The sequence below is a fragment of the Erwinia sp. 198 genome, from assembly GCF_003937915.1.
GTDB classification, from domain to species: domain Bacteria; phylum Pseudomonadota; class Gammaproteobacteria; order Enterobacterales; family Enterobacteriaceae; genus Erwinia; species Erwinia aeris.
Map to the genome: position 1 here is coordinate 33,139 of NZ_RHUM01000019.1, position 16,484 is coordinate 49,622.

The 16,484-nt window shown below is 53.8% G+C and carries 13 protein-coding genes and 1 pseudogene; 4 read left to right on the forward strand and 10 right to left on the reverse strand.

Annotation, left to right across the window (positions count from 1 at the left end; all coding sequences use genetic code 11):
• Positions 1–146: 146 nt before the first annotated feature.
• From EGK14_RS20300 to EGK14_RS20320, 5 genes are read right to left on the reverse strand one after another with little or no spacing between them, the layout of a single operon-like run.
• Positions 147–1,037, reverse strand: a complete 891-nt coding sequence (locus EGK14_RS20300) for a GNAT family N-acetyltransferase (RefSeq protein WP_125290897.1) — start codon at positions 1,035–1,037, stop codon at positions 147–149.
• Complete coding sequence (locus EGK14_RS20305) at positions 1,034–2,329, reverse strand: phenylacetate--CoA ligase family protein (RefSeq protein WP_125290898.1); 1,296 nt, start codon at positions 2,327–2,329, stop codon at positions 1,034–1,036. The genes EGK14_RS20300 and EGK14_RS20305 overlap by 4 nt, the downstream gene beginning before the upstream one ends.
• 38 nt (positions 2,330–2,367) lie before the next feature.
• A complete protein-coding gene (locus EGK14_RS20310; RefSeq protein WP_125290899.1) occupies positions 2,368–4,776 on the reverse strand; it encodes an acyl-CoA reductase in 2,409 nt (802 codons plus the stop codon).
• A gap of 1 nt (position 4,777) precedes the next feature.
• Positions 4,778–5,905: an acyl-protein synthase gene (locus EGK14_RS20315; protein WP_125290900.1), complete on the reverse strand. Its 1,128-nt coding sequence runs from the start codon at positions 5,903–5,905 to the stop codon at positions 4,778–4,780.
• Positions 5,906–5,944: 39 nt separating this feature from the next.
• Positions 5,945–7,204, reverse strand: a complete 1,260-nt coding sequence (locus EGK14_RS20320; RefSeq protein ID WP_125290901.1) for an MFS transporter — start codon at positions 7,202–7,204, stop codon at positions 5,945–5,947.
• 322 nt (positions 7,205–7,526) lie between these two features.
• Between EGK14_RS20320 and EGK14_RS21935 the strand changes: the two are divergent.
• The 4 genes and pseudogenes from EGK14_RS21935 to EGK14_RS21950 form a co-directional block, all read left to right on the forward strand.
• Positions 7,527–7,803, forward strand: a pseudogene (locus EGK14_RS21935) (recombinase family protein); the annotation flags it as partial.
• Between the two features lie 57 nt (positions 7,804–7,860).
• Complete coding sequence (locus EGK14_RS21940) at positions 7,861–8,337, forward strand: Tn3 family transposase (RefSeq protein WP_370256548.1); 477 nt, start codon at positions 7,861–7,863, stop codon at positions 8,335–8,337.
• Positions 8,338–8,350: 13 nt separating this feature from the next.
• Entirely contained in the window at positions 8,351–8,626 is a 276-nt protein-coding gene (locus tag EGK14_RS21945; RefSeq protein WP_370256550.1) for a Tn3 family transposase, read from the forward strand.
• A gap of 41 nt (positions 8,627–8,667) precedes the next feature.
• On the forward strand, positions 8,668–8,835 hold the full coding sequence (locus EGK14_RS21950) for a Tn3 family transposase (protein ID WP_370256544.1): 168 nt from the start codon (positions 8,668–8,670) through the stop codon (positions 8,833–8,835).
• A gap of 138 nt (positions 8,836–8,973) precedes the next feature.
• On the opposite strand, the gene EGK14_RS20335 is transcribed toward EGK14_RS21950, so the two are convergent.
• From EGK14_RS20335 to EGK14_RS20355, 5 genes are read right to left on the reverse strand one after another with little or no spacing between them, the layout of a single operon-like run.
• A complete protein-coding gene (locus tag EGK14_RS20335; RefSeq protein ID WP_125290916.1) occupies positions 8,974–14,535 on the reverse strand; it encodes an AAA family ATPase in 5,562 nt (1,853 codons plus the stop codon).
• 2 nt (positions 14,536–14,537) lie between these two features.
• Positions 14,538–14,924 carry a response regulator gene (locus EGK14_RS20340; RefSeq protein ID WP_125290902.1) on the reverse strand — a complete coding sequence of 129 codons (387 nt, stop codon included), beginning with the start codon at positions 14,922–14,924 and terminating at the stop codon, positions 14,538–14,540.
• Positions 14,925–14,976: 52 nt separating this feature from the next.
• Positions 14,977–15,222, reverse strand: coding sequence for a DUF1427 family protein (locus tag EGK14_RS20345; protein ID WP_125290903.1), 246 nt, complete (start codon positions 15,220–15,222; stop codon positions 14,977–14,979).
• 1 nt (position 15,223) lies between these two features.
• Entirely contained in the window at positions 15,224–15,475 is a 252-nt protein-coding gene (locus tag EGK14_RS20350; protein WP_125290904.1) for a DUF1427 family protein, read from the reverse strand.
• 54 nt (positions 15,476–15,529) lie between these two features.
• Positions 15,530–16,222, reverse strand: coding sequence for a hydrolase (locus EGK14_RS20355; protein ID WP_125290905.1), 693 nt, complete (start codon positions 16,220–16,222; stop codon positions 15,530–15,532).
• Between the last annotated feature and the right edge of the window lie 262 nt (positions 16,223–16,484).

The window sequence follows — 16,484 nt, forward strand, 5'->3', positions numbered from 1 at the left end:
AAACGCCGTTAAGCCGTCAATTTGAATAGTGATTACTTTAATAATCAATAAATTACATCTATTTTTGTTCTGCAGAGCAATAATATTGAGCACCGGCCCTGATGAGCCAGGCTGCTCTTCCTGGCCTTCATTCTCAGCCTGGCTAATCAGACTGAGAGTGAATGAGTTTGCAACATTTGACCTATCGGACAGCACAACCGGAGGCTATGTCGTCTGAAGCCGCGCTGAAATAACCAAAACCAGCCTCCTTTGTTATCAGGTGTCAGGCCCATATCCCGAAAACCCGCCCGGTAAAGCGTCGGAAGAGCATCTGCAAGCGTGCTATTGAACCGGATACGAAGATAGACAAGTCGGCTGTAAGGCAGACGAGTTATTTCATCTATCATTCTGCGCGTCGTCTGATAAAGGGTGACTTCTATACGATCGCCAATGTCGGCAATGTCCAGTGGTAAGGCTGTCTGTATTAAAGGTAAAGATTGCGTCTTACCGAACTGAATAACAAGAAGCGACAACCAGGGATGCTGCTCACTTATATCCTCTATCTGTGGTATTGGCCGTGGCTGTAAAGCCTGCACGCCCAGCATCACGCTTTCACGATCGTCTGGTTTAAATGGCGACACGACGTAATCCCGTAACAGGGCTGTGGTATGAAAACCAAGTTTTTCTGCTATCCGCTGTGAATAAGAATGGCTGCATACCATTTTTATGGTGAGCGTAGTCAGCTGTTGTTTACGCGCCTCGCAGCAAAGATGCATCCCTAGTCTTGTAGCCACGCCGCGATGTCGCTCCCCCGGATGAGTCGCGAACATCGCAAGTTCGGCGCTGGGTGCATTTTCAGATCGCCATAAGGCCGCATGGCCGATGATGCGGTCATCTTTCACTGCCACCGCGCTTTGCCAGTGACGCTGTGCATTATGCCAACCGATCATCGTGGGGATATAAAGGTCAGAATAAACGTAGCGGTCGCCGTACACCTCGCGAAACAGTTCACTGATCCCATCAGCATCATCAGGCAGGAAGTTTCTGATGACGATCATTTTCCTTCTTCCCCTGTTACATACGGACGGCGGTCTATTACCCGTTGCAATTTTCCTGTACGGGCGTTGCAGATAAGCTCATCCTGTCTGCACCACTCAATGACTATTCGCAGCTGGCTTGTTTCGAGTAGAGCGGCGAATGAGTGATCCCTTTCCTGGAGAGAATGATACAGAGCATCCGCATGGCTATCACTACCGGTGAAGGCAATGCACAGAGTCAGCCAATCGCAATTATCCTGATGATCCAGGATCATCTGCCACTGCTGTCTGCCGAACATTTCGGTGATAAGAGTGTCGAACTCATCAGGAAAAACAGAAGAACAAGCTACGCGAATACGGTGCCCGAGACTGCTTCGTCCTTGCAAAACAAACTTACGCCCGGTTTTTCCCGGCGGTTCACGCCAGGCAGCAAGATCGCCAACCGGATAACGAATCAGCGGCATGAGTTTACGTGTCAGATTAGTGACGACCAGCATGCCGGTGCGTCCCTCCTCAAGGATGGATTCTCCGGTCACATCATCAATGATTTCGACGATAGTTTCGGGTTCAAAGACCCGATGTTCTCCGGCAAGGCACTCCGGGGTACTGGCACCGATCAAACCTGAGTCAACGCCAGCACATCCAATAGAAGCAATACGGGCATTAGGGAATGTCTGCTTAAGCAGCAACAACTGTTCTGCAAATATGCTCTCACTGCCAAAAAGTAGTAACGAGATCCCAGGCAGCTGCTGCCCCCCTATGCCTGCAGCAAATTGTAATAACTTAGCAGGGACGCCAGCAATGACGTTGACCTTATGCTGGATGAGCTGGTCAAATAATGCCTGCGGTGCCATCATGCCGCTAAAAGGATATTCGCATACCGGCGTATCCATATAAGTGAGCGCACCATGAATAAATAAAAAGCTGGAGTAAAGATCTCCGGCGAAAAACAGATTCGCAACACGGTCGCCGGAATGCAGCTGGTTTGCCAGACTACGGCCAAAACTGGTGACAAATGCACGCCATTCGCTGCGGGTATAAACGGACAGTTTGCTGGCACCGGTAGTGCCACCGGTTTTAAATACGATGCCGTCGGTAACGGGCCCGGTCAAAACCGGCCAGTGAGTTAGTCCGCTACTTCCTTCCCAATACTCACGAGGCTCTACCAGCGGCAAGTCGCATAGCTGCCAGTCAGCCTGCGGAATCTGCTGGTAGAGCCGGGCGTAATAGGAAGAGTGTCGACGGGCGAATTCCACAAGTTGTTTAAGGGATAAGACCGCAGCGTCAGCGGTGCTCGTCTCTTGCCTGGGCATGATTCTATATCCTTATAGTTAAAACAGACGGCAAATATTCAGCGACGTTTATCGATGACCAGCGGCGTTTTACCACTCTGAGGATGCCGTTCAAACTCGATGAGCGGACAGCTTGTCACCTCCATCTCGAGTAAACCCGCCTCCAGGCTCATCAACAGTTCAGAATTGCTGCTGACACGGCGCCGCACCTCGATGGCATCCCCTTCCGCAAGGATACGGATACGTTCCAGTCCGCTGGATGGGTTATTTTCAAGGATGAGCTGTACCGGCACCTTAGCCAGCTGCGCCAGCTGCTGTGTGGGGATAAACATAGTGCCGATACGTGCCAGGTTGCCGTGGCGGCCCAGCAGCTCAAAACGAGGCGTCTGCGCACCGCAGGCACAGTGTCCTTCTACCCAGCGGCCGAGATCGCCAATGTCGTAGCGGACCACGTTATGGCCTTCGCGGGCCCGGGAAGTAAACAGCAGACGGCCGGTCTCACCCGCCTTGACAGGTCTATCGCATTCCATATCAACGATCTCCAGCCACTGGATATCCGCCATCAGATGAAACACGCCCTCAGGGCTGGCGCTACAGGCATGCCCCAATGGCCCTGCGTCCACGGAGCCGTACAGCGCGGAACGGATCATTTCAACGCCGAACCCCTGGAAAAACTGTCGCGGATCGTCGCCCATATGCTCACCGCCGGTCAGCAGCTTGCGGATGCCGCCGTAGCTGCGCAGCAGCGTCTCCTGCTGCCTGAACAGCTGGCTCAGGGTGCTGGGCATACCGAGCAGCGTGTTGACCCGCTGACTGACGATCGTTCTGGCAATCTCTTCATAATCGTTATCGTGCGGTCCGCCCATGGGAAGATGCGTCACGCCCGCTTTGTCAAGCACGGTGAAGAAGCTGAGTAAACCGCCGTACAGGTTGCCGGCGTACATCAGATTCAGCACTTTATCCTGCTCCGGAACCAAGCCCGCGGCGAACATGCCATCGGCGGCGGCCTGCATCTGGCGGTGATAATCACGGTAGGTAAAACCGGCCAGTTTAGGTGCACCGCTGCTGCCTCCGCTGCGGAAGAAGAGTTGGGCGCTGGGCTGCATTGCGTTTTCAGCGAAGGCGGATTTATCCATGATCGGCTGGTCGACGGGCAAGCCTGGCGCGCGGGGGGGAAGATCGAGCGTCGCTATTCCTGGCAGGGCGTCTGCGTCAAGGGTGACGGAAACACGCCGCACCAGCTGGCTTAATGCGAACAGGCCGTCATGCGGTTCGCCGCTGTAGCCTGAATGCATGCCTGCAAGCGTTGTAATGCGGTTAACCCCGGCGGCCAGCAGAAGCTGGCTGAGGAAGGCGGTGTCATTCGCTGGCGCCGCCAGGCTACAGGTTTGCAGCCAGGTGCGCCAGGGGCGCAAGGTCTGAACGAGTTTATGCCGGGGCAGCGGGCGCAACAGCAGCGTACGGTAGAGCGGCGAAGGCTCAAGCCCGACCGTGTTTTCCAGTAAGATACGCCAGTTTTCACCGTTCCAGCACAGATTATCCGCGCCGGTAAAGATCAGATCCAGTTCGTTAACGGCCTGCGCACAGGTGATATCTGCCGCCGACTTTTCGTCCGGCGGTTGGGCTGGCCAATGGCCGCTGCGGCGATGCATCGCCGCAGCCAGGCCGTCGCCAGTTTCCTTTAACGTCGCCAGCGACTCGGTATCAACGAAAATGATCTGCGAGCTGGAGCATGCCTGCTGGTCGAAACGACAGATCTCATCCGCCAGCGCATCCAGCTGCCAGTCATCAACCGCCTCAGGAACCAGCCAGGAAAAACTGATTTTATGTCCCCATGGGATCCAGCGACAGCCGCCGGGAAGCTGCTGGCGTATAGCGTTAAGCGCCGCATCGCCGCCCCATGCGGAAACCCCATCCACATGCGCCATCAGCAGCGCAAGCTTATCGGTCGTTACCGGCAGGATGGCAAGGTAGTTAGCCAGCGTATTTGTCGCATCGCAGTCAAGAAAAGCCTGCAGCAGTTCAAGGGTCAGCCCCTGTTCGCTGGAGCTGGGACGCAGCCAGTTAATATTGCCCAACAGCAGGCTTTCGATTATTGCCAGAAAAGGAAGCGACTCCGCATTGGCCGGGGTGATATGCAGCACCACGCCCAGCGGGCGCCAGCTCTCGAAATGCGGCTGCGATAAATTAAAACGGCGTAACGAGAAGGGGATTTCACCCAGCTCATGCTCAAGCTTGAAGCGCAGCGCATCCGGCTGGCAGAGCTGGCTCACTTCTTCCCGCACCACGGCATCAATCTGGGGTAAAAGCGCGGTATCTTCCAGGCGCTTCACAAAACGTTCCGCACAGGCAAACAGTGTATCCACTGGCAGCGGCTGGCTCAGCATATCGTGCAGCGGCTCGGTCAGCAGTCTCAGCACCTGTTCGATCGTGGAGGAGGGGTAACATTTGCCATAAATAAAATACATATTACTTTCCTTGTATTAATTCCGAGGCCGCCAGTGCACAGCTCCGGGCCTGATGCTGGCTGGCGCGGCCGAGCAGTTCAAACCAGTCTGTCTGCACTCCACACCCACATTCGCGGGCGCGATGCAGAATGGCTAAATCGCTCATCACCACGCTGTGGGCCGGGCTTGAGGTAATATATGGCGAGACGAACTGCAAAAATCCCCGTTCGCCGTAGCCTTTAATCTCGAACGTGCTGGTATCGCGGATCCAGGCCCTGGCGTATACCGGGATATGGAAGTGGTGATGGGCACACTCGACATAAGGAACGCAGTGCTCAACGGAGCCATAGCCGTCCCGGCAGCGTTCGTCAGGCAGCCCTAACTGTTCGCCAAGCCGTGCGTACAGCACTGACTTCGGTATTTCTTTATCCGCATGCGTTTTCCAGCCGCCGCCGAAAAACGTTAACGACCCCGGCGGCAGGGTAAGCGGCGGCAAATTCATATCGCGCATTCTTTCAAGCACAAACCACATAAAGGCGGGGAAACCGAAAATACGTACCGGTGCGTCATCCTGCGCGAACACTTGTAGTGCCTGGATCACACCAAACGGATCGAATTCATGGCCTTTTCCGGTGTTACGCAGGGCATAGGCGACCTTTTTAGCCGGTGCATATTTACACAGAAACTGATCGGTATAGGCCGTACCTAAAGTGATGGTTTCTAAAGGTTCATAGCTCAACAGGAGATAATTGCAGGGCACGTCTGGCGTATCCCACTCGTAGTGGCGAAAAATATGGTCGACCATACCCTGCGCGGCCTGAATGCTACGATCGTCAAAACGCATGCGGCTTTTTTGCCCGCTGGTGCCTGAGGACGTCAGCTCCAGCGCGTCCTGACCCCTGCTGCTGAGCAAAAGATGGCGCTTGAAGTAATTAGCAAATATTGGTGGCAGATCGCCCCATGAGCCCAGTTGCGGACTGTCCGGGTTAATGCGGTGATGGGTTAACCATTGCGCGTAGCCCGGCGTATTCTCAACATGGAAAGAGACGATCTCCAGCATCGCGTTATGGAACAACTGCTCACTCATTGCATCGCACTGATACGGGTGAGTGAGCGCACACAGCTCATCGACGACAGGAACGGATATCACGTTATATCTTCCTTAATAATCTTTACGTCCATTTAATAATCAGAGGTTAGCTGACTCAGCAACAACTGAATTATTCTTTTTATCTCTTAGCAAATTAATAATAAGAAAAGGCACAAAGCCCGCCGGAATGGCAACGGCAATAATATAGCTGCTCAGACTATCGCCTGCCCCTGCTATCGCCAGCAGAGATCCGCCTATACTGAATACGCCAACCGACACCATTCCCAGCATAGCAGAAATCGAGCCAAGGCCGTGCGAACAGGAAAAAAGTGTAACTCTGTATAGCGTGGCGTTACAAATGGCAAAACCGAAAGTATAAATAGTCATTCCAACAATGAGCGTAAAGACCTTGTTAAACAGCAATGTAATAATGAGTGAAAATATTAAACCAAAGAAAACCGGGAAGGCAGAAAATAATAACAGACGCTCAATTTTAAATCTCTCTGCAATAAAGTTGAGTGTAATATTACCTGCAATTACCCCCCCGAAAACCGGCAGCTGCCACAGTGCATAATGTAGCTTGCTCAGCCCTAAGTTATGCATCAGCAGCAGCGGCGAAAGCGCAATCCAGGCCATCAGTGGTAATCCCATAAACCCCATCGCAACGCAGCCAGACATAAATCGTTTATGACGCAGTAAATTGCCATAGACGCGGCAGATCGCTGCAAGCTGCAAAGGCCGCGGAGCTATGATGCTGCCGTCATTACGCCGGATGCCGATGGATTCCGGCATCCACCGCAGCAAACCCAGCCAGCAAAGCACCGCCAGAACGGCAATGGTGATAAACAGCATTCGCCAGGTCATAAAGGTGAGCAAAAAGCTGCCGACCAGCGGGCCCAGCAGAGGAGAAAGCAGCGCAATGTTAGCTATCAGCGCAATCAGGCGGATAGCGTCGGTTTCGTTAAACGACTCCTGCAGCGCCGGGTAACTAACCACGACGACAAACCCCAGCCCTGTGCCCTGAATAAAGCGCAGCAGGGTAAATAAATGAATATTGTTTACCCACGCCGTAACAAGGAAGGATAAGGCAAACAGCACACAGCCAATCAACAATAAAGGGCGGCGGCCAAAACGATCGGACAGCGGCCCCAGCAACCATTGAAAAGCAACGCCGCCAAACAGATAGGCGTTTAGTGACCAGGAGACATAACTTGCGTTGGCCTGCATATCGGTAACGACGGTCAACATTCCCGGCATAATGACGTCGCTGCCGATATAGGTCAGAAGCTCATACAATGCGAGCAATACGCAAAACAGTTGGGCTTTTTTGAAACTAATAGGAAGCAATGAGTTGATCATATAAAAAACCGTGTATCGTCCATGTGTAAATACCTCCACTACAGTGTAAAGGTTGATACCTTTGCTGTTTTTCTTGATGGTATAGCATGGAAAAAAATTCATGTATAGAAAAGGTTAATTAGAATGTTAGATAGGGCTTTTTAAATTTTTGCGCAGTCAGAAAACAGAGTGACCTGGAGTCTGTTGAAGGCTTTATGTTAATAACCCGAACCAGCGATTTTAATTACCCCAAGATTAACAGGCCAATTTACATCGCAGATTAGCATTTTAGCCACCTCATTTACGATAGCCAGATTAACTACACTCATTTTGGCTACCGTAAATTAAAATTTCTCGCATCTATGAAAGAGTCAGTACATCAGAGCAGGATCTGACATCGAAAAAACGGCCATTGCCAGTGGTTTCTATATCGCCGGTATTTATCGGGAAAAAGCATCGGGTGCCAGGGATGACAGACCTGAACTTCTCCGAATGATCGCCGACCTTCAACCGGGTGATGTGGTATAGCCGAAAAAAATGACCGCATCAGCCGCCTCTCTCTTCCTGAGGCTGAAAAACTGATTGCTTCCGTCAGAGACAAAGCTGCCCCGCTGGCTATCTTCACCAGTGCCTTTACCCATTTATCAGAGCAAAGCTTCTCTGTATCGGACCTGAATATCAGCATCTGTGTCATGCTGACAGCGGAAGCCAGTAACACTGGTTCAGAGCCCTTTATACGTAACGATGTCGCGGCACTGAAACGTGACCGTCTGATCTGGACAGATGACAATTACATCAGGGATGAAACGATTCGGGCAGCCAACGCTATTCTGGTGGCAGCACAAACTGGCGCCCCTCTGACGAATACCTGGGGTGGTGGTGAGGTGGTGTCAGCCGATGGTATGAGGGATAGCCTGGTCATTCTGGCTGACGTTCCTGAGCAACAAACGGATCAAATGCCATATCAGATAATGACAGATACGGGTGCATACGGCGATGTTATTTTTGGGCTTTTCCGCCTGCTGGGATATCGTTTTTGTCCAAGGATTGCGGACACAGGCGGCGCACAGATCCTAAAGCGCATTACGGTCCATTTAACGCGATATCTTCGCACCGTCTCAATTTTGGGAAAAAACAGAGCCGCACCGGGATGATATTCTGCGGCTTATTGCGTCCCCCAGACCTGGACGACTGAATGTTATGTTCATTATGAAAACACTGCAAACTGGCGACAGGCCAACCAGTCTGGCGCAGGCTATAGCCGAAACAGGCTGCACCGATAAAACTATTCGTATGCTGACTTACCTCAATGATGAAAGCAAACGACGCAGAATGTTGCAACAACTCAACCGTGGAGAGGGACGACATGCAGTGGCCAGAAATGTCCTGCATGGTAAACGGGGAGAACTGAAACAGGCTTACCGTAAAGGCCTGGATCGTTAGGTCTGGTGCTCAATATTATTGTTCTGTGGAACACGATTTACATGGATGCAGCAATTCAGCAGCTCAGGTGTGAAGGCTATCCGGTTCAGGATGAAGGCATTGAAAAACTTTCATCATTACAGTGGGGGCATATCAATATGCAGGGGCGCTATTCCTTTACGTTACCGGAGTCCGTCAGTAAGGGAGAATTCAGAGCTTTCAATGAATAAGCGTCATTTATTAATTAATAAACTAACGGCCGTTTAAATTGACCGATTAACGGTGTTTGCTGTTCCGTTGCTTTCCAACCCCCCGGTCATCCCGGCCCTCTTAAGCCGCTCCCGCAAAGGGCGGGAGGATATTGAGGCTTAAGGCTTACTCCCTCCCTCAACCGGCAGGGTAAACCAGAACAGACACCCGCCATCCAGGCGGTTTTCCGCCCGTAGTTCTCCTCCGTGGCGTTTAATTATCTCTTTGCTGATAGTGAGCCCCATTCCCATTCCCTCCGCTTTTGTGGTGTAAAAAGAATCGAAAATCTTTCCTGTTACTTCTTCAGACAGGCCGATTCCGTTATCGGCAATCTCAATACGGATAAGATCGCTGGCAGGATGGGAAGAAGCAATCCGTAAAGTACGCGCGCCGGCATTATTGGCCATCGCTTCAATAGCGTTGATAACCAGGTTAAGCAATACCTGCTGAATTTGTACGCTCTCGCAAAAAACCTCGTCATTTCTGGCAGTCAGATCCAGCTCCAGGGAGACGAAACGGCGTTCAAGCTCGAGCCGGGAGAGAACAATAATGTCTCGCGTAAGGCGATGCATTTTTGCTGGCGCAAACTTTGCAACCTGATTACGCGTGAGCGCCTGAAGACCGTGAATAATATCACCGGCCCTGCGGCCTTCACGAATGATTTCATCAAGGCTTTTGCTGGCATTTTCCAGATTAGCGGGATGGCGTTTAAGCCACCGCTGGCTGGCACCGGCGTTAGCCACGATAGACATCAGCGGCTGGTTGATCTCATGTGCGATAGAAGAGGTTAGTTGCCCTACGGTGGTTGCGCGTGCAACGCGCGCCAGTTCCGCCTGGGCGCTCCTGACCGCATCCTCTGACTGCCGCTGTGCGGTAATATCCGTCAGCGTGCCGAAATACTCTGCCACTTCCGGCCAGTTTTCATTCGGCTCGCCGATCCCTTTAATGTAACGGCACTCCCCATCATCGCGGACAATCCGAAACTCTGCCTGCATGGTAACCCCCTCACGCACGCTGGTTTCGATCAGCTCTCTGAGGCAGGCAATATCATCCGGGTGCACGCGGCGCTGGAATTCGGCCATGGAGGTCGCTATCTGCCCGGCAGGCAGCCCCATAATGCGTTTATATTCATCAGAGATGTACTGGATATCAGGCTCCAGATGCCAGTGCCATGTGCCGGTATGGCTGATTTTCTCCCCGAGCATCAGCGAGGTCTGGCTGGCACGGAGCTGCTTTTCGATTTTGCGGCGCTGAATGTTTTCATCGACCAGTTCAGCATACAGACGGGCCGTTTCCAGCGATACCGCAGCCTGTGCCCCGAGCATGGCAACGATCCTTGAGTGATCGGCGGTAAACACGTCGGGCATTAACCGATTCTCCAGATAAAGCACGCCCACCATCTGTGCCTGTCTGAACATCGGTACACACATTACCGCCGCGCCGGACGCCACCAGATAGTTATCCTGGCTGAACGGGCTGAACACTTCTGGCTTACCGGTACGGATTTCCTGGCCGGTACGGATCACGGCAGAAAGCACAGAAAGCGGAAGGTCGGTTGCTACGGGCAGTTCACGCACGATTTTAACCTTAACCCCTTCAGCGGTCGTAGAAGCTCTTGCCTGAATCTCGGGCACATTGCCGTCAATCAGGCGGATCAGCATGCAATGCTGCGCCCCGGCACGCTCTACCAGCATCATCATCAGGATATGGATAAGCCGGTCCAGATTGATTTCTTCAGTGAGGGCTCGCATTACGGTTACCATGCTCTGCAAATCGCTTATGACCGCGCTCTGCTCAAAAGAAACGGTGCTCAGCGCAGTCCGGGACGCGTGGCTGGCGAGGGCCGGAGACTGCGTTTCCAGCTGGCGAACTTTAGCGTCGGCTCCCCAACGCTCCCAGGCTGCCATGGCGCCTTTAATATAGGCATCACCGGCAAACGCCATCTCCCGGGCATACGCCATGCGCGCGGCCAGTTCGCAGGCCAGACCGTTGATATGATGGAATTGCCCTTCATGGGACAGCGTGATAGCTCGCTCAAACTGCTCCGATGCCCGCGCCGTTTCACCTTCAAGGCGAAGCAGCTCCGCGCGCAGCAGCGCCTCCTTGTCTGAAAACGTTTTCACGTTTTCATTTGACCATGTCACGATCCTGTCAAGGTGCTTCTTTAACTGTAGCCGTAAGGCGTCGGTCATCGCGCCGGCGCTGAGCGGTATCGTGACCGAAAGCGCGCTGTAAAGATGAAAATCGAGCATGTGCACATGCCCCGGGATCAAGGCGGTAAACGGCGCGGCCTCTTTAAACCACCGTTCTGCGTCTGCGTATTCGTTCGCAAAAAAATGCGCCATTGCTTTATAAAGACGCAACCAGAACTGCATCAGGTACATGGGTTCAACGGCATTTTCAGGTTTAACCACCGCCAGCACCGGCGTGACGAAATGATGGCCGGTGAAGAGACCGTCCCTGGGCTTACGCAGAAAAAGAACGTAGTCCAGCTGCATCCCGAGGATCACTTCAACGTCTTTATACTGCGCCTTTCTGACAAACAGCAGTCCGCGCGTAATTGACGTATGCACCCCGTCAAGATGATCGCCGCGGGCAAGATAGTTCATGATGAGATGGCGCAACGCCAGGCAGGCAGAGGTGCGATCGCCCGTTTCCACTCCAACGTCGAAAGCGGCTTTTGCCCGTTCAATGGCATAGGTTAGCGGCATCGTCCAGACGCTGACCTGATCCAGCGGCAGCAGCGTACGGGCTTTAAAACTGACGAAGTCATGCTTACAGACCAGCTCCCGCGCCAGAAGCGTGCTGGCAAAGCCGCGACTGTATTCACCATAGCGATCGCCGCACACCACTCCGTACCAGGAGAGGGCCAGCGTGGAAGCCCCGCTCAGGCCGTGCGCCATCGACAAATGCAGCAGCCTGCACAGGATCATAAAATGCAGCCGCGGATTAATGAACGCGGCGAAGGTGCTGGCGCTGGCCAGCAGATCCATCACGGCTTCCGTGTTTTTGCAGGAAACCAGCGGCAGAGAACGGAAACGGGTATAGGGGTTTTTCCCTACGTCCTCCTTCAGGACGATCCTTGCTTCATCACACTCTTCCTGAGCCGGGTTGCGGTTCAGCTGGATGCCAAACACCGCAAGCCAGGCGAGCGCCGTTTCCAGCGCAAGCTTGCTGTCCGACTGGCGCATATGAATTTCGGCAATCAGGCAGGCAGCCTCCGCTTTGTCCGCGACTTCACCTGGCGAAGCGTGGATCGCTGCGCTTAATTCGAGCGCGGCGGGCAGATTACCGTTCAGGAATTCGCACTCCGCTTCTTCAAGCAAAAATTCGCCGCTTTCTGCTTCACCCGCGCCCTGGTTAAGCAAACGAGCGGTTTGCAGGTAGCGCAGCGCTGAAATATAGTCGCCGATGGTTTTGGCGCGCCTGCTGGCTTTAAGCAGCAGCTGACAGAACCGCGCTGCATCTGGCGTAAGAAGAGAAAGCGTTTTGACGGCAAGCAGATGATGCGCCGCCCGGAAAAGCAAAGCGTTGGTAACATCAAGGCTGGATTCGTGAATGTAATAAAGCGCAGCAGCACAATGGAAGCTGTCTTTATCTTCATCGTTCAGAAGATTAAGCGCCGCCTCGTGCATGGTGTCATGCATAAAGGCATATCCCGCCTCATTCAGCGTTATCAGCCGGGCCGTGACGGCCGGCAGAAGCGTTCGTTCTATTTCCGAAACCGGAATAGTGATAATCCTGCTGAACACGTCCAGCACGCCAGCGCTGCCCAGCGACGCCAGCCTGCCCAGAAGACGCCGGGTCGACAGCGGCAGCGAGGCCAGATGCTGCAATACGCTGGCTGCAACGTTGGCCGTATAGTGGCAGCTTCTGAGGGCCTGCGGATCGCAGCTCCATCTTAATGGCGCATGATGGGTAATCAGCCCGTCCCGAACCGCCTGGCGGAAAAATTCCCGGGTGGCGAGCGGATTACCGGCCGTTTTTTCGTGGATCACCCGAGCCAGTTCGGCCGTTGCCGGGCTGCGGGTATGAAAGAGTCCCGCAAGCCAGTCGGCGATGTTTTTTTCGGAAAGCGGTTCCGGCATGATATCGGTAATGCGGACCGCACAGGCCCGTATACGATTCAGGTTGCCGGCGATGGTGGGACAAGGCAACGAGACGCTGTCCCGACAGGTGATCACCAGCAGCAGGGGAATATCTTCGCTTAAGCTCAGCAGATTCTGTAACAGGAGCAGCGTAGCCCGATCGGCCCAGTGCACATCGTCGATAAGCATGACCAGCGGCCGCCCGGAAGCCGTAAACGCCTTGACCAGGCTGCAGGCTACAAGATTAAAGCGATCTTTTGCATCAAGGGGATGCAAGTGCATCTGAACGGCTGCTTGCTGGTTGAGAAGGATGCCCAGCTCGGGAACCAGGTTAACAGCCAGACCGGCATATTCTCCCAGCAGGCGCGTGATATGGGTTTTCCAGCGCGTCATTTCCTGGGTGGGAAGGCCCAGCACATGGAGAGCCAGCGTCCTGAATGCGGCAGTAAAAACGGCATAAGGCAGGACGGGTGAATGCTGGTCTGCCTTCACGACGGTAAGCAGCGCTTTCTTATGGCGTAGTAATTTCAGCGCCGAGCCGATTAGCGACGATTTTCCCGCACCGGGCCCCCCGCTTATCGCCACCAGACTGTGCTTACCGCTGCTGCTGACCTCATCAAAAGCCGCCAGAATATCGGTCGCCTGCGGATGATCCGTATACAGGCTATCGGGTGAATAGTCCGCCGACTGTGCATCCTGTAGCCCCAGCGTAAAAGACTCAATCATGCCGTCCGGCATCAGCGTGGCCGCACACCGGCCGAGATCGGCGAGGACGCCCTCAGCCGTCTGATAACGGTATTCCGGCGATTTAGCCAGCAGCCTGAGAATTATTGATGACAGAATAAGCGGGACGTCAGGACGAATAAGGTGGGGCGGTAACGCTTCTGAGGCAATGTGGTGATGCACCCATTCGGCGTGCCTGCCTTCAGCGCTGCCGTAAGGCAGCCTGCCGGTCAGCAACTCATAAAGCACGATCCCCAGACTGTACAGGTCGCTTACCCGACTGACAGGATGGGCAGCGCGGGAAGTGTGTTCCGGGGACATGTACGCCAGCGTTCCACCTGCAACCGGCAGGCGAGGATGCTGAAGTAAATCGTTGTCGATAAATGACAGCCCAAACCCGCCAAGATAAACGGTTCCGTCATCGTTATAAAAAAAGTTTGCCGGCTTGATGTCGCCGTGCACCAGCCCCTGCTGATGCATTCTGCCCAGCGTATGGCAAAGCATCGCCGCGCTGCCAAGAAAGTCAGGAATGCCGCCAGGCGGCATACACAGCATATCCGCCAGGGTACGATAATTAAACGTCCTGTAGATCAACGCATAGCGCCCCTTAAAAAGGGTATGCCGCTGGGGCTTTAAAGACCAGCTTTCAGCCAGGCGGGCGCGAAGGGCATACTCGTTTTTAAGCAGCTGTGTGACATGGAAAACCGCCTCTTCACTGGCTGCCGTGACCAACACAAAGGTTTCGCCAGTGGTGGCATGTCGGCACAAAAGCCAGTCGATATTGCCTTCCTGCGCCAGCTGGCTAAAGACAATATCCTCTGACAGCATCACTTCATCGCTTTCTGCGGCATTCAACTCCTGCGGATCCATACTCATTGAGGGGCGGCCTTTGAGGAGAACTCCTGACGGATGTGTTCAAACAACGTATCAATTTCGATGGGCTTTGGCAAAAACGCGATGGCGCCCAGATCAACCGCATACCGCAGCATGTTTTCATCGCCGCTGCCGGAAATAATAATACCCGGCGGCTTTTCCAGCCGCCGGGTAAGGTTGATGAACAGCTCAAAACCATCCATGCCCTGCAGTTGCACATCGATAATAAAAAGCGCGGCCGTCGCCATCGCGGCTTCATCGCCAAGAAGAGATTCTGCCGACTCGAAGGCATCGGTAAGATAACCTTCAGACTGAAGCAGGTTGATCAGGCCATTGCGAACAGAACGTTCATCATCGACGACGACGATGCGCTGCGGCAGCTGCATGCTATGTTCCTTTATAAAGCTAAGGCCTTTGCGAGGCGCTTCTCTGGAAGGCTTAGCCGCCCGAAGACGGTGGGTTGTCGCCGATTTTATGGTGATACTCATGGCGAAACCAGCGCAGGTTAACGGGCTGACGGTTAAGCAGACGTTTTATCAACGGGATAATATGTTCGCCGGGCTGCATGCCTGCCAGGCCTGCCAGCGCAACGAGCGGCGGCGCCGGAGAGCTGACGCCCAGAACGGCGTAAATAACGCCTGCCAGAACGCCGACCGCCAGCGAAACAGAATAGATCTTTAACATATCAGCCTGCCTGTTTTGCGTTCAGGGATGGCGATACCGGGCTTTTCCCGGTGACGGACTGGATGTGTAAGCCAGAGGGTGCCCGGGCTATTGGCACATTGTTCAGCAGCTTTCCGCCCAGCGTGCTGCCGATGACCATGCCCAACAATCCGACAAGCGCCACGGCAGGCGGAGCGGGAGAGCGCACTTTGAGCAGCGAATAAACCAGCCCGATCAGCGCCCCCGCGCCCAGAGAGATGAATAAAGGACCCACGGATCCTCCTTTCCAGGATAGCCGGCCAGCCCGGTAAGGGGCCAGCCGGATCGATTAACGTACCGGTGCGTGCACTGGCGCCAGGGTACGGTGTTCGCTCTTCTGACGAGAAGGCGCTTTGTGCACCATGGTGTAGGCGTAGTCGACGCCGATGCCGTAAGCGCCTGAATGCTCTTTGGCAATGTCCATAACGGCGTTATAGGTCTCTTTGTGCGCCCAGTCACGCTGCCACTCCAGCATCACCTGCTGCCAGGTCACCGGGATCACGCCAGCCTGGATCATGCGCTGCATCGCATAGTCGTGCGCTTCTTTAGTGGTGCCGCCGGAGGCATCAGCCACCATGTAAATTTCGTAATCGCCTTCCAGCATGGCGCACAGCGCAAAGGTGTTGTTGCAGACTTCGGTCCACAGGCCGGAAACCACAATCTTCTGCTTGCCGTTGGCTGCCAGCGCATCACGGACTTTCTGGTCATCCCATGAGTTCATTGAGGTGCGTTCAAGAATGTCCTGGCCCGGCAGCGCGTCCAGCAGTTCCGGGAAGGTGTGGCCGGAGAAGCTTTCGGTCTCAACGGTGGTCAGTACGGTCGGAATGTTGAAGACTTTGGCCGCTTTAGCCAGCGCAACGACGTTGTTTTTCAGCACCTGACGATCGATCGACTGAACGCCGAAGGCCATCTGGGGCTGCTGGTCGATAAAGATAATCTGGCAGTTCTGCGGCGTCAGTACTTCAAGTTTACGGTTAGTCATGTTTTGGCCCATTGAGGTGAGTGTTTTGAAGGAAATACGGCGGTTAACCAACGGCCCTGAAAGCCTTATCAAATGCCGTCGTTACGCCGGGTAACTGTCTGATCGCAGTGTAAGAACCTTTTTATTTTCAGACTATTATCTATAGGTATAACTATACGAACGTATACTTATCCCTTTGTATAACTAGACGATCTGCTGGCCTCCTGAACATAATCCTGCCATCCAACCAGCCTGCTTTACGGCAGGAAAATTCTCTGTCGCA

Bases quoted from the DNA above. Each gene is read 5' to 3' on its own strand.
- EGK14_RS20300 (WP_125290897.1), bottom strand. From the start codon at position 1,037: ATGATCGTCATCAGAAACTTCCTGCCTGATGATGCTGATGGGATCAGT.
- EGK14_RS20305 (WP_125290898.1), bottom strand. From the start codon at position 2,329: ATGCCCAGGCAAGAGACGAGCACCGCTGACGCTGCGGTCTTATCCCTT.
- EGK14_RS20310 (WP_125290899.1), bottom strand. From the start codon at position 4,776: ATGTATTTTATTTATGGCAAATGTTACCCCTCCTCCACGATCGAACAG.
- EGK14_RS20320 (WP_125290901.1), bottom strand. From the start codon at position 7,204: ATGATCAACTCATTGCTTCCTATTAGTTTCAAAAAAGCCCAACTGTTT.
- EGK14_RS21950 (WP_370256544.1), top strand. From the start codon at position 8,668: ATGGATGCAGCAATTCAGCAGCTCAGGTGTGAAGGCTATCCGGTTCAG.
- EGK14_RS20335 (WP_125290916.1), bottom strand. From the start codon at position 14,535: ATGGATCCGCAGGAGTTGAATGCCGCAGAAAGCGATGAAGTGATGCTG.
- EGK14_RS20340 (WP_125290902.1), bottom strand. From the start codon at position 14,924: ATGCAGCTGCCGCAGCGCATCGTCGTCGTCGATGATGAACGTTCTGTT.
- EGK14_RS20345 (WP_125290903.1), bottom strand. From the start codon at position 15,222: ATGTTAAAGATCTATTCTGTTTCGCTGGCGGTCGGCGTTCTGGCAGGC.
- EGK14_RS20355 (WP_125290905.1), bottom strand. From the start codon at position 16,222: ATGACTAACCGTAAACTTGAAGTACTGACGCCGCAGAACTGCCAGATT.